Source organism: Actinomadura miaoliensis (assembly GCF_039536785.1).
GTDB classification, from domain to species: Bacteria; Actinomycetota; Actinomycetes; order Streptosporangiales; family Streptosporangiaceae; genus Spirillospora; species Spirillospora miaoliensis.
Genome location: NZ_BAAAZG010000016.1, coordinates 230,070 through 241,671, shown reverse-complemented (window position 1 = coordinate 241,671; position 11,602 = coordinate 230,070). Strand labels below are relative to the sequence as shown.

10 protein-coding genes and 1 pseudogene are annotated in these 11,602 nt (G+C 72.7%); 8 read left to right on the top strand and 3 right to left on the bottom strand.

Features of this window, described 5'->3' with window-relative positions; all coding sequences use genetic code 11:
* Positions 1 to 221: pseudogene (locus ABD811_RS13835) on the bottom strand (cytochrome P450); the annotation flags it as partial.
* A 62-nt stretch (positions 222 to 283) separates the two neighbouring features.
* Positions 284 to 1,660, bottom strand: a complete 1,377-nt coding sequence (locus ABD811_RS13830) for a KamA family radical SAM protein (protein WP_344946337.1) — start codon at positions 1,658 to 1,660, stop codon at positions 284 to 286.
* Between the two features lie 136 nt (positions 1,661 to 1,796).
* Between ABD811_RS13830 and kdd the strand changes: the two genes are divergently transcribed.
* The 8 genes from kdd (at position 1,797) to ABD811_RS13790 (ending at position 11,062) form a co-directional block, all read left to right on the top strand.
* A complete protein-coding gene (gene kdd / locus ABD811_RS13825) occupies positions 1,797 to 2,933 on the top strand; it encodes an L-erythro-3,5-diaminohexanoate dehydrogenase (RefSeq protein WP_344946335.1) in 1,137 nt (378 codons plus the stop codon).
* An 84-nt stretch (positions 2,934 to 3,017) separates the two neighbouring features.
* Complete coding sequence (locus tag ABD811_RS13820; RefSeq protein ID WP_344946332.1) at positions 3,018 to 4,349, top strand: DUF2252 domain-containing protein; 1,332 nt, start codon at positions 3,018 to 3,020, stop codon at positions 4,347 to 4,349.
* Positions 4,350 to 4,515: 166 nt separating this feature from the next.
* Positions 4,516 to 6,117 carry a lysine 5,6-aminomutase subunit alpha gene (gene kamD, locus ABD811_RS13815; RefSeq protein WP_344946327.1) on the top strand — a complete coding sequence of 534 codons (1,602 nt, stop codon included), beginning with the start codon at positions 4,516 to 4,518 and terminating at the stop codon, positions 6,115 to 6,117.
* Positions 6,114 to 6,929: a lysine 5,6-aminomutase subunit beta gene (gene kamE, locus ABD811_RS13810; protein ID WP_344946324.1), complete on the top strand. Its 816-nt coding sequence runs from the start codon at positions 6,114 to 6,116 to the stop codon at positions 6,927 to 6,929. Before kamD ends, kamE begins: the two co-directional genes overlap by 4 nt.
* Complete coding sequence (gene kal / locus ABD811_RS13805) at positions 6,926 to 7,321, top strand: 3-aminobutyryl-CoA ammonia lyase (RefSeq protein WP_344946321.1); 396 nt, start codon at positions 6,926 to 6,928, stop codon at positions 7,319 to 7,321. The genes kamE and kal overlap by 4 nt, the downstream gene beginning before the upstream one ends.
* 646 nt (positions 7,322 to 7,967) lie before the next feature.
* Complete coding sequence (gene lnt, locus ABD811_RS13800) at positions 7,968 to 9,587, top strand: apolipoprotein N-acyltransferase (protein WP_344946318.1); 1,620 nt, start codon at positions 7,968 to 7,970, stop codon at positions 9,585 to 9,587.
* Between the two features lie 5 nt (positions 9,588 to 9,592).
* A complete protein-coding gene (locus ABD811_RS13795) occupies positions 9,593 to 10,339 on the top strand; it encodes a polyprenol monophosphomannose synthase (RefSeq protein WP_344946314.1) in 747 nt (248 codons plus the stop codon).
* A 165-nt stretch (positions 10,340 to 10,504) separates the two neighbouring features.
* The gene (locus ABD811_RS13790) at positions 10,505 to 11,062 is read left to right on the top strand and encodes an FxsA family protein (protein WP_344946311.1); all 558 of its coding nucleotides are present in this window, start codon (positions 10,505 to 10,507) and stop codon (positions 11,060 to 11,062) included.
* A gap of 118 nt (positions 11,063 to 11,180) precedes the next feature.
* Here the strand turns inward: ABD811_RS13790 and ABD811_RS13785 are convergent, their stop codons facing one another.
* A complete protein-coding gene (locus ABD811_RS13785) occupies positions 11,181 to 11,525 on the bottom strand; it encodes an RNA polymerase-binding protein RbpA (RefSeq protein WP_344946444.1) in 345 nt (114 codons plus the stop codon).
* Positions 11,526 to 11,602 lie beyond the last annotated feature (77 nt).

Here is an 11,602-nt window from a genome sequence, read left to right as displayed (position 1 = left end):
GCCGTGGAGAAGCGCGGGTCGTCGACGGTGAAGGTGGCGGCGTCGCGCATGACGCGGACGGCCAGGTGGTGCGAGGTGACCAGCCAGCCGCCGAGGGCGGGCAGCCAGGAGACCGGCTCGTGCGCGCGCAGCCGTGCCAGCAGGGGATGCGGGTCGGCCTCCAGTTCGGCGACGGTCGCGGCGGCGCCGAGGGGGAAGCGTTCGGTGAGCTCGGGTCCCATTCAGCGAAGCGTAGCCGGACCGGTCCGGCCGGCGCCGTTCGGTGGGTGCCGGCCCCGGCGGGTCAGTGGCTTCGCCACCAGTCCTGTCCGGACTCGGGCAGGGTGTGGATGGGGTCGTAGTACTCGTAGCGGCGGGTGAGGGCGTCGGGGTCGGTGGCCTCCAGGCCGGTGCGGTAGTTCTTGGTCCAGTAGGAGATGCCGCGTTCGCGGTCGTAGTCGGCGAGCTGGTGCACCCAGCGCTTGCCCACGTACGGCACGTCGCACACGATGCGGGGGGTGGCGAAGCCTGGCAGGTAGCCCATGATGGCGTGCTGCAGTCGCTGGGCCTCCCAGACCGCCAGCCGCCAGTGCTCGCTGAACGGGATCATGTCGCACATGTAGAGGTAGTAGGGCATGATCCCGGCCTCGTCGAGCAGGGCGAACGACAGGTCGAGCAGGGCGGCGGGGGAGTCGTTGACACCGCGCAGCAGCACGCCCTGGTTGCGGACGTCGCGGATGCCGGTGTCGAGCAGGGCGCGTGCCGCCCTGGCGACCAGGGGTGTGACGGACTGGGCGGCGTTGACGTGGGTGTGGACGGCGATCTGCACGCCGCGCCGGTGCGCCTTGGCGGCGAGGCGTTCCATGCCCGCGCGGACGTCGTCCTGCAGCCAGTGCTGGGGCAGGCCCATGAGCGCTTTGGTGGCCAGGCGGATGTCGCGGATGTTGTCGATGTCCAGCAGGGCGTCGACGAAGGACTCCAGGCGCGGCCAGGGGAGGTTGGCCACGTCGCCGCCGGAGACGACGACGTCGCGTATGCCGGGGGTGCGGCGCAGGTAGTCGAGCATGGCCTCGTGCCGGTCGGGCGGCCGGACGGTGAAGCGGTGCTTGTCGACGGCCGGGGTGGAGTTGCCGACCAGGTCCATGCGGGTGCAGTGGCCGCAGTACTGCGGGCAGGTGGGCAGCAGTTCGGCCAGGACCTTGGTGGGGTAGCGGTGGGTGAGGCCCTCGACGGCCCACATCTCGGCCTCGTGGAGGGAGTCGCGGGTGGCGTGGGGGTGGGACGGCCAGTCGGTGCGGCGGTCGCTGAACACGGGGATCATGTAGCGGCGCACCGGGTCGGCGTAGAACGCCTCGGTGGAGCGGGTGTCCATGGTGTTGAGCATCTGCGGCGTGACGAGCATGGACATGGTGGCGCGTTCGTCCTGGTCGCGTCGCAGGTCGGCGTAGAAGGACTCGTCGAGCAGGTCGCCCATCACCTGCCGCAGCTGCCGGATGTTCTTGACGCAGTGCGCGCGCTGCCACTGGGCCGACTCCCATTCGGCGGTGGTGACGTCCCGCCAGCCCGGAAGGCGGCGCCAGTCGGGTTCGACCAGGGGCCGGCGCCGGTAGGCGTAGGGCTGTTCGGCGGGCCCGCCCGGGTGGCGGGCGGTGTCCGGCTCGGGGTGCAGGGCAGTGGTCATCGTCGACCTCTCGCGACGTGCTGCGGACAAAGTCTTGTATATGACGGACGTTACGGGAAGACTTCCGGATAAACCAGAGGTACCCGGGATAATCTGCGGACTCACATTCGGACAGGGAAGGCGAGGCGGGACAGAGATGACCGATCTTCGCAGCGAGACCGAAAGCTCCGGCGCCGCTCCGGGCGCGGGGGGCACGGCCGGGACGCCGGCGGGGACGGCGGCCGGAACCACGGCCGGGACCGCGGTGGGCCTGCACCGGGTGCTGGAGCCGCGCGGCGTGCTGCCGCAGGCCGCCCGCCGTCTGGACACCGACCCGCGCATCCGGCCCGACGAGGTGCGGGTGCGGGTGGAGCGGCTGAACCTGGACGCCGCGTCCTACCGGCAGCTGCGCACCGAGCACGGGGACGACGCCGGGGCGCTGCGGCGGGCCGTGCTGGAGATCGTCGAGGAGCGCGGCAAGATGCACAACCCGGTGACCGGCTCGGGCGGCATGCTGGTCGGCGTCGTCGACGAGGCCGGTCCCGCCTCGCCGCTCGGCCTGCGGTCGGGGGACCGCGTCGCCACGCTGGTGTCGCTGACGCTCACGCCGCTGGCGATCACCGACGGGCTGGCCCGCTGGGACGGCCGGTCCGAGCAGGTGCCGGCCGAGGGGCACGCCATCCTGTTCGCCCGTTCCATCGCCGCCGTGCTGCCCGACGACCTGCCGATGCCGCTGGCGCTGTCGGTGATGGACGTGTGCGGCGCGCCCGCCCTCACCCATCGCGTGGTGGCCGAGCGCGTCGGCAGGGGCGCGCCCCCGGTGGTGGCGGTGCTGGGCGGGGCGGGCAAGAGCGGGTCGCTGTCGCTGGCGGCGGCACGGCGGGCGGGGGCGGCGCGCACGGTCGGGCTGGTCCCGGACGCGGACGAGCGGCGGCGGCTGGAGACCTCCGGGCTGGCCGACGCGGTGGTGGTGGCGGACGCGCGCGACCCGGTGGCGGTGGCGGAGGCGCTGGGCGAGCCCGCCGACGTGACGGTGGTGTGCGTGGACGTGCCCGGCTGCGAGCACGGGGCGATCCTGGGCACCGCGCCGGGCGGGACGGTGGTGTTCTTCTCGATGGCGACCTCGTTCCCGGCGGCGGCGCTGGGCGCCGAGGGGCTGGCCGCGGACGTCACGATGCTGATCGGCAACGGGTACGTGCCGGGGCACGCGCGGATGGCGCTGGAACTGGTGCGGTCGGTGCCCGGGGTTCGCGCGTTGTTCACCGCCCGGGCGGGGCGCGATTCGGCACAATGACTCGGGTACGTCCGGTAGCGGCGGGGGGCGCCCGGACCTTGGGGAGGAGCGCGCCCCGGCACCCGAGCAGAGAAGAGAACACAGATGGCGAGCATCACCCGGTCCCTGCGTGAGAAGGCGCCCGAGGAGCGGCAGCGGCAGATCGTCGACGTGCTGGTCGAGGCCTTCGCGGACCTGATGGAGCGCAGTCCCGCCGACTTCCGCCGCCGGTTCCGGAAGATGGCCGCCGACCCGTTCGCCTTCTACCGGGGCAGCGCCTGCCTGTTCTACGCCGACATCGTGCACGACGACGACCCGTGGGCCGACGAGCGCACCAGCCGGGTGTGGATCCAGGGCGACCTGCACGCGCAGAACTTCGGCACCTACATGAGCGACGACGGGGTGTTCGTCTTCGACGTCAACGACTTCGACGAGGCCTACGTCGGGCACTTCACCTGGGACGTCAAGCGTCTGGTGGCGAGCGTGGCGCTGCTGGCGTGGGGCAAGGCGATCTCCGACGCCGACATCCGCCGGATGATCGAGACGTACGTGCGCGCCTACGTCGACCAGGTGCGCGCCTTCGCCGCGCACGGCGACGACCAGGGCTTCGCGCTGACCCTGGACAACACCGACGGGCACGCCCGCCAGGTGCTGGTCTCGGCGCTGTCGTCGACCCGCATCGGGCTGCTGGAGGACAAGACGGTCGTCGAGCGGCACGAGCGGCGCTTCCGCGCCGGGCCGGGCGTGCGGCGGCTGGACGAGCAGGAACGTGCCAAGGTCGAGCGGGCCTACGAGGAGTACCTGCACACCATCCCCGAGGACAAGCGGTTCGGCAGCCTGACCTACCGGATCAAGGACATCGTGGGCGCGTCGGGCTTCGGCATCGGCTCGGCCGGGCTGTCGGCCTACAACGTGCTGGTGGAGGGGCACACCCAGGCGCTGGAGAACGACGTCATCCTGTCGATGAAGCAGGGCAACGTGGCCGCGCCCAGCCGGGTGGTGGACGACGAGCGCATCCGGGGCTACTTCCGGCACCACGGCCACCGCACGGCGGTGTCGCGGCGGGCGCTGCAGGCCAACACCGACCCGTGGCTGGGCTACACGCAGATCGACGGCGTGGGCTACGTGGTGCAGGAGCTGTCGCCCTACGAGGAGGACCTGGACTGGTCGGGGCTGACCGAGCCGGAGGAGATGCTGCCGCTGCTGGACGACCTGGGCCGCGCCACCGCCAAGATCCACTGCGTGTCCGACACCGACTCCGACCACACGCTGGTCGACTTCCAGGTGGAGGAGGCCATCGACAAGGTGATCGGCCCGGACGAGTCGGCGTTCGTGGAGGCGATGATCGAGTTCGGGATGGAGTACGCGGCGGTGGTGCGCGACGACCACCGGCTCTTCGTCGACGCTTTCCGCAACCACCAGATCCCGGGCCTGTGACCGGCCCCGCGACCGGCCCCCGCGACCGGGACGGCGCCGGGGCGGGGGTGCGGGCTGTGAGCGGCGGCGGCTAAAGAGGTTCTTGCGCAATCAGGGCTGCATGCCGGAGGATCTTCCGTAGATATTCCGCTGAGACGGATGATTGTCGGTGGATCGGAGGACGGCAATGACGCCGCAGCCCAAGCTGGAACTCGATCCGGAGGCGGTGCGCACGGCCCGGCGGCTGGCCGCGCGCGCCGCCGAACCGATCATCGAGATGGCCCGGACCCATACCACGGTGTCGGTGGAACGGGCGCTGCTGCGCCTGGCCGGGCTGGCGGGCGCCGACGCCGACGGCCGCCCCTGGGTCAACCACCTCGCCGACGCCGTGCGCGACCAGGTCGGCCTGGAGCACGGCGTCGCGCTGCCGGTGTGGGACGCGCTGCTGACCGGCCCCTACCCGTCCCTGACCGAGCTGGCGCAGGCCGCCGCCCGCGGCCGGGTCCGGTTCCGCCTGCCCGCCGGGGACGCGGAGCGGGCGGCGCGTTCCGCGGCGCGCGCGGCCGCCCGCGGCGGCGTCGACGGCATCGACCGCCGCCGCGCCGAACGCGACCGGCTGCTCGGCCAGGTCGGCGACCCGCCGCACCCGTGGATCTACCTGATCGTCGCCACCGGCGACATCCACGAGGACATCCCGCAGGCGCAGGCCGCCGCTCGGGAGGGCGCCGACGTGGTCGCGGTGATCCGCTCCACCGGGCAGTCGCTGCTGGACTTCGTGCCCGAGGGCGCCACCCGCGAAGGCTACGCCGGGACCTACGCCACGCAGGAGAACTTCCGGCTGATGCGGGCCGCGCTCGACGACGTGTCCCGCGAGCTGGGCCGGTACGTGCGGCTGACCAACTACGCCTCGGGCCTGTGCATGCCGGAGATCGCGACGCTGGCCGGGCTCGAACGCCTGGACATGATGCTCAACGACTGCATGTACGGCATCATCTTCCGCGACATCAACCCCCGCCGCACCTTCATCGACCAGCGGTTCTCCCGGCAGATCCACGCCCGCGCCGGCATCGTGATCAACACCGGGGAGGACAACTACCTCACCACCGCCGACGCGGTCGACGCCGCGCACACGGTGATCGTCAGCCAGCTGCTCAACGAGCGGTTCGGGCACGAGGCGGGCCTGACCGACGCCCAGCTCGGCCTCGGCCACGCCTTCGAGATCGACCCGTCGCTGCCGGGCTCGTTCCGCCTGGAGCTGGCGCACGCCCAGCTGGTGCGCGAGCTGTTCCCCGCCGCGCCGCTGAAGTACATGCCGCCCACCAAGCACATGACCGGCAACATCTTCGCCGGGTACCTGCTGGACGCCTTCTTCAACCTGGCGGGGGTGATGACCGGTCAATCCATCATCCTCATCGGCATGATGACCGAGGGCATCCACACCCCCTGGCTGTCGGACCGCGACCTGGCGCTGGAGAACGTGCGCTACGTCCGCGACGCCTGCGGCGACCTGGCCGAGGACTTCGTCCCGCGCCCCGACGGGTTCATCGTCCAGCGGGCGCGGCGCGTGCTGGCCGAGTCGGTGGACCTGCTGGCGCGCATCGCCGACGACGGGCTGCTCAACGCCATCGCCGACGGCACGTTCGGCGTCACCCGCCGTCCCCCCGACGGCGGCAAGGGCCTGGACGGCGTCGTGGAACGCGCCGACGGCTACTTCAACCCCGCCATCGAGATCCTCGACACCGAGGACCCCCACGCCGCGGCGCGCGCGCAGGAGGAGGTGCCCGCATGACGGCCACGACCCCCGGCTCCACCACCGCCCACACCACCGCCGAAGCCGACACACGGCAGGTCATCCGCCCCTACGGCGACACCACCGGCGACGGCATGGTGCAGCTGTCGTTCACCCTTCCCGTGCCGGCGGGCAAGCGCGCCGAGGCCGCCGCGCTGCAACTGGCCGGGAAGATGGGGCTGGACCCGGCCAGCGTGGTGCACGCCAAGCCGATGGGCCCCGACTTCACGTTCTTCATCGTCTACGGACGGGTCAACCACCTCATCGACTACGCGGGCATCCCCGCCCCGCCCGAACGCGAGTACCCGCTGCTGAGCGCCCAGGAGGTCAACCTGGCGATCCGGTCGACGCTGGGCCGCCGCCTGGTGGTGGTGGGCGCGTGCATCGGCACCGACGCCCACACCGTCGGGATCGACGCCATCCTCAACGTCAAGGGCTTCGCGGGGGAGAAGGGCCTGGAGTACTACCGCGAGATCCAGGTGGTCAACATGGGCGCCCAGGTCACCGTGGAGGAACTGGTCGCCCGCGCCAAGGCCGAGGACGCCGACGCCGTGCTGGTGTCCCAGGTCGTCACCCAGCGCAACGCGCACCTGCACAACACCAAGCAGATGGCCGCCGCGTTCCACGCCGAGTACCCCACCGCCGTGGCCGCGGGCATGGGCCGTCCGCTGCTGGTGGTGGGCGGCCCCCGCTTCGACACCGTCACCGCCGACGAGTTGGGGGTGGACCGCATCTTCGGCAAGGGCACCACCCCGTCGGAGGTCGCCAGCTACCTCGTCCACGCCCTGCTGCCCCGGGAGGCCGCCCAGTGAGCGATCCGCGTCAAGGACTCACCGTCACCCACCGCCGCTACGTCCCCTACGGGCACGCCCACTACGCCGGGGACCTGGTGGACGGCGCGTACGTGCTGGCGATGTTCGGGGACGTGGCCACCGAGGTGTGCATCCGCACCGACGGCGACGAGGGCCTGTTCGCCTCCTACTCCGACGTCCAGTTCCGCGCGCCCGTGCGGGCCGGTGACGTGCTGGAGGCCACCGCCACCGTCACCCGTGTCGGCACCCGCAGCCGCACCCTGGACTTCGAGGCGCGCGTGGTGTGCCGGGGCCGTCCCGACAAGGGCCCCTCGGCCGCCGAGGCGCTCGCGGAGCCGATCGTGGTGGTCACCGCGACCGGCACCGTCGTGGTGCCCCCGGCCGGCGCGTGACGGCCGGGGCGCGGCGCTGGGCGTCCCAAACCGGGCACCGGCGACGGACCGGACGGGCGGCGCGATCTCCCCGCACTCGCGATCATGGCGCTGAGCAGGGATGACACGGAATCGTCGCAGCGCATGCGGCGGTTGACACAGCTCGCGAAGCCGGTAGTTTGGCACCAGTCCAGCACGGGACTCACCGATCGGCCGCTCGAAGGCGCCACCGGACACCGCGCCACGACGGGGACGAGCGCGGATCGCACACCGATCGCTCCTCGCCTCCGTCCCGAGCCAGGTGCGTTGCCCGGGTGCCGCGCCCGGCGGGGCCGCCCGATCGGTCGGGGGCTTGGACCCGGGAAGGGCCCGGACATCCACTAGAAAACGGAGCTTGCGTTCTCACCGCCTGTGGGGCGACTCCGGCCCGAGGGATGTCACGGGCCCTCCTCCGTGCCCGCCTCTGCCCCCCGTCCCGCTGCCGCCCCGCTACCGTCCTCCGCCCGCCCGCACGTGCTCCCTCGCACCCCGCCGGCAGGCCGAGGAACATCGTGGCATCTCTCAGTCGGTGCGTTTCCGGCATAAAGGGGATCGTGCCCGGTCGCCACCGCTCCGGCGGCCCGGTACCGTTCCGGCCAGGGGAACGCATGAGCGGAGGAGCGTGCCGGTGGCGCAGGAGACTCTCCCGGAACGGCCGGCGTCGGCCGGCACGGCCGATGCGGCCGACGTCGCACGCCCGGCACGCCTGGACCGGCTGCGCCGCGGCGGGCGGGCCGGGTGGCCCCGCACTCTGCTGGCGCTGACCGGCGGCCTGATCCTGTGGCTGGCGTTCCCGCCCGCCGACCTGGCCCCGCTGGCGCCCGTCGGCGTCGCCCTGCTCACCCTCGCGCTGCGCGGCCTGCCCGCCCGCACCGGCGCCTGGCTGGGATTCGTCGGCGGCGTCGCGTTCTTCGTCCCGGTGCTGGAGGGCATCATCAAGATCGGGCCGGACGGGTGGATCCTGCTCAGCCTGATCCAGGCGCTGTACTGGGTGCCCATGGGCGCGGGCATCGCCCTGGTCACCCGCCTGCCCGGCTGGCCCGTCTGGACCGCCGCGCTGTGGGTGGCCCAGGAGGCGGCCCGCGGACGCGTCCCGTTCGGCGGCTTCCCCTGGGCGCGGCTGGCGTTCAGCCAGACCGCCTCCGCCTTCACGCCATGGGCGGCGATCGGCGGCGCGCCGCTGGTGACCTTCCTGACCGCCCTGGTCGGCGCGCTGGCCGCCTACGCCGTCGTCGCGATCGCCAGGACGCGCCGCGGCCTGCGCCTCCACCGCGACGCGGCACGGCCCGTCGGCGTCGCCCTGGCCGCGCTGGTCGCCGTCGTCGGCGGCGCCTTCCTCATCCCGACGCCCACGGACGGCAAGTCCGTCACCGTCGCCGTCATCCAGGGCAACGTCCCCCGGCTCGGCCTGGACTACCTGGGGCAGCGCAAGGCCGTCCTGGACAACCATGTGCGCCGCACCCACGAGCTGGCCGCCCGTGTCCGCTCCGGGCAGCTGCCCCGCCCCGAACTGGTGGTGTGGCCCGAGAACGCCAGCGACCTGGACCCCTACGCCGAACCCGACGCCTTCGCGGCCATCGACGGCGCCGTCAAGGACGTCGGCGTGCCCGTGCTCGTCGGCGCCCTGGTCGACACCCCCGACGGGCAGAAGGTCGAGAACCGCGGCATCGTCTGGGACCCCCGCACCGGTCCCGGCGACTACTACGTCAAACGGCACCCCGTCCCGTTCGGCGAGTACCTGCCGTTCCGGTCCCTGCTCACCAAGCTGATCACCCGGTTCGAACGCATCCCCCGCGACTTCGCCAAGGGCACCCGCTCGGGCGTGATGCGGCTCGGACCGACCACGATCGGCGACGTCATCTGCTTCGAGGTCGCCTACGACAAGGAGGTCCGCGACGTGTCCGCGGGCTCCCTGCTGGTCGTGCAGACCAACAACGCCACCTACGGCCGCACCAGCCTGCCCCCGCAGCAGATCGCGATGTCCCGGCTGCGGGCGGTCGAACATGGCCGTACGATCTTGGTTGCGGCGACCAGCGGCATCAGCGCGGTCGTCGCCCCGGACGGCCGGATGATCTACCGGTCGCGGGAGTTCGTCCCCGACATGCATGTCGCCGCCGTGCCGGCGCGCACGTCGCGGACGGTGGCCGACCGACTGGGCGCCGCACCCGAATGGGCGCTGGTGCTCCTGGCCGTGGGGGCGGTCGCGGCGGCCGCCAGGTCAACCGCCAGAGGGAACGAGGGGAATTGACGCCGATGGAGATCCCAGCCGAGCTCGGCCGGGTGCTGGTCATCGTGCCCACCTACAACGAGCGCGACAACATCGAGCGGCTGGTCGGCCGGGTGCGCGAGGCCGTGCCGTCGGTGGACGTGCTGGTGGTCGACGACAACAGCCCGGACGGCACCGGCAAGGTCGCCGACGCCATGGCCGAGGCCGACGACCAGATCAAGGTGCTGCACCGCACCGCCAAGGACGGCCTGGGCGCCGCCTACATCGCCGGGTTCCGCTGGGCCCTGGACCACGGCTACGACGTCATGGTCGAGATGGACGCCGACGGCTCGCACCAGCCCGAGGAACTGCCCCGGCTGCTCGGCGCCCTCACCGAGGCCGACCTGGTGATCGGCGCCCGCTGGGTGCCCGGCGGCCAGGTCCGCAACTGGCCGCTGCGCCGCGAGGTGCTCTCCCGCGGCGCCAACACCTACGCCCGCCTCATGCTCGGCGTGCCGCTGCACGACTCCACCGGCGGCTACCGCGCCTTCCGCGCCGCCACCCTGGAGAAGATCGGCCTGGACGGCGTCGACTCCCGCGGCTACGTCTTCCAGATCGACCTGGCGCTGCGCGCGCTGCGCGAGGGCCTGCGGGTCGTGGAGGTCCCCATCACCTTCGTCGAACGCACCCACGGCGCCAGCAAGATGAACCGCGACATCATGGTCGAGGCCATGTGGCGGATCACCCAGTGGGGCACCAACGCGCGCCTGCGCAAGCTCCGCCCGCCCCGCTGACCTGCGCCCCCGCCCCCCACGGCCGCGTCCGGCCCGCCTCGGCGCGCCGGGCCGCCCTCGAGACGCCGGGCGCCGCCGACGGGAACGGCCGCCGCGTGGAAACGTTCGCCGCCGCCCTGGCGTTGACACAGGTGAAGGGCCGACCGCCTAGGTGAAGATGGAGCCATGCTGCCGCTCGTACTGGTTCTGGCGTTCCTGCTGATGCCGATCCTGGAGATCTACCTGATCGTCCAGGTGGCGCAGGCGATCGGCCCCTGGTGGGCGGTCGCGCTGCTGGCGGCCGGCAGCCTGCTCGGCGGCTGGATCGTCCGCCGCGAGGGACGGCGCGCCTGGCGGGACCTGCAGGAGACCCTCGGCCGCGGCCGCGCGCCGGACCGCGAACCCGCCGACACCGCGCTGGTCCTGCTCGGCGGCATGCTGCTGCTCGTCCCCGGGTTCGTCACCGACGTGCTCGGCCTGGCGTTCGTCCTGCCGTTCACCCGGCCGCTGGTGCGTCGGCTGCTCGCCGCCCGCATCGCCCGCCGCGTACGGGCCGCCGGCGTCGGGTCCGTCTACCCGCCGGGAATGGACGACGCGTTCGGCCCCTTCGGCGCCCGCGACCCGTTCGGCCGCGGCGACACCGGCGGCGCGCCACAGGGAACGGTGGTCCAGGGGGAGGTCGTCAAGGACGACGGCGGCAGTGTTGGCGGGAACGGCGAGATCAACGTTCGCGGCAGGCCCTGACGTGCCGACGGCAGAAGCGAGACCAGGTCGGGAAGCACGGGTGGGTCGGGAAGCACGAGTGCGGAAGCGGGTCCGTGCCGTCGGTGGGATGACGGCACGGACCGCGTCCGAGCGAGGATCAGGCGGTCCTTCTGCGGCCCGCCCGCAGGATCGCCAGACGCTCGGCCAGAACCTCCTCCAGGTCCTCCACCGTGCGGCGCTCCATCAACATGTCCCAGTGGGTGCGCGGCGGCTTGCCCTTCTTCGCCTGCGGCGCCTCACCGTCCACCCGCAGCGCCGTCACGCCGCAGTTGCGGCATTCCCAGGTCATCGGCACCTCGGCCTCGGCGGCGAGCGTCACGGTGAACCGATGCCCCCGGGAGCAGGTGTAGTCCACCTCCTGACGGGGAGCCAGATCGGTGTTGCGATCGTTCTCGTAGCTCGTCGCTCCGAGTCGGGTGCCGCGAAGTGCGCGCTCGGCCATCGTCACGTGCCTCCCAGACGGCTTGCGGTCTCGTCCTGACCAACGCTGCTGACCGTCACAAGATTCCCGTCGTGGAG

Bases quoted from the DNA above. Each gene is read 5' to 3' on its own strand.
- ABD811_RS13830 (WP_344946337.1), bottom strand. From the start codon at position 1,660: ATGACCACTGCCCTGCACCCCGAGCCGGACACCGCCCGCCACCCGGGC.
- kdd (WP_344946335.1), top strand. From the start codon at position 1,797: ATGACCGATCTTCGCAGCGAGACCGAAAGCTCCGGCGCCGCTCCGGGC.
- ABD811_RS13820 (WP_344946332.1), top strand. From the start codon at position 3,018: ATGGCGAGCATCACCCGGTCCCTGCGTGAGAAGGCGCCCGAGGAGCGG.
- kamD (WP_344946327.1), top strand. From the start codon at position 4,516: ATGACGCCGCAGCCCAAGCTGGAACTCGATCCGGAGGCGGTGCGCACG.
- kamE (WP_344946324.1), top strand. From the start codon at position 6,114: ATGACGGCCACGACCCCCGGCTCCACCACCGCCCACACCACCGCCGAA.
- ABD811_RS13795 (WP_344946314.1), top strand. From the start codon at position 9,593: ATGGAGATCCCAGCCGAGCTCGGCCGGGTGCTGGTCATCGTGCCCACC.
- ABD811_RS13790 (WP_344946311.1), top strand. From the start codon at position 10,505: ATGCTGCCGCTCGTACTGGTTCTGGCGTTCCTGCTGATGCCGATCCTG.
- ABD811_RS13785 (WP_344946444.1), bottom strand. From the start codon at position 11,525: ATGGCCGAGCGCGCACTTCGCGGCACCCGACTCGGAGCGACGAGCTAC.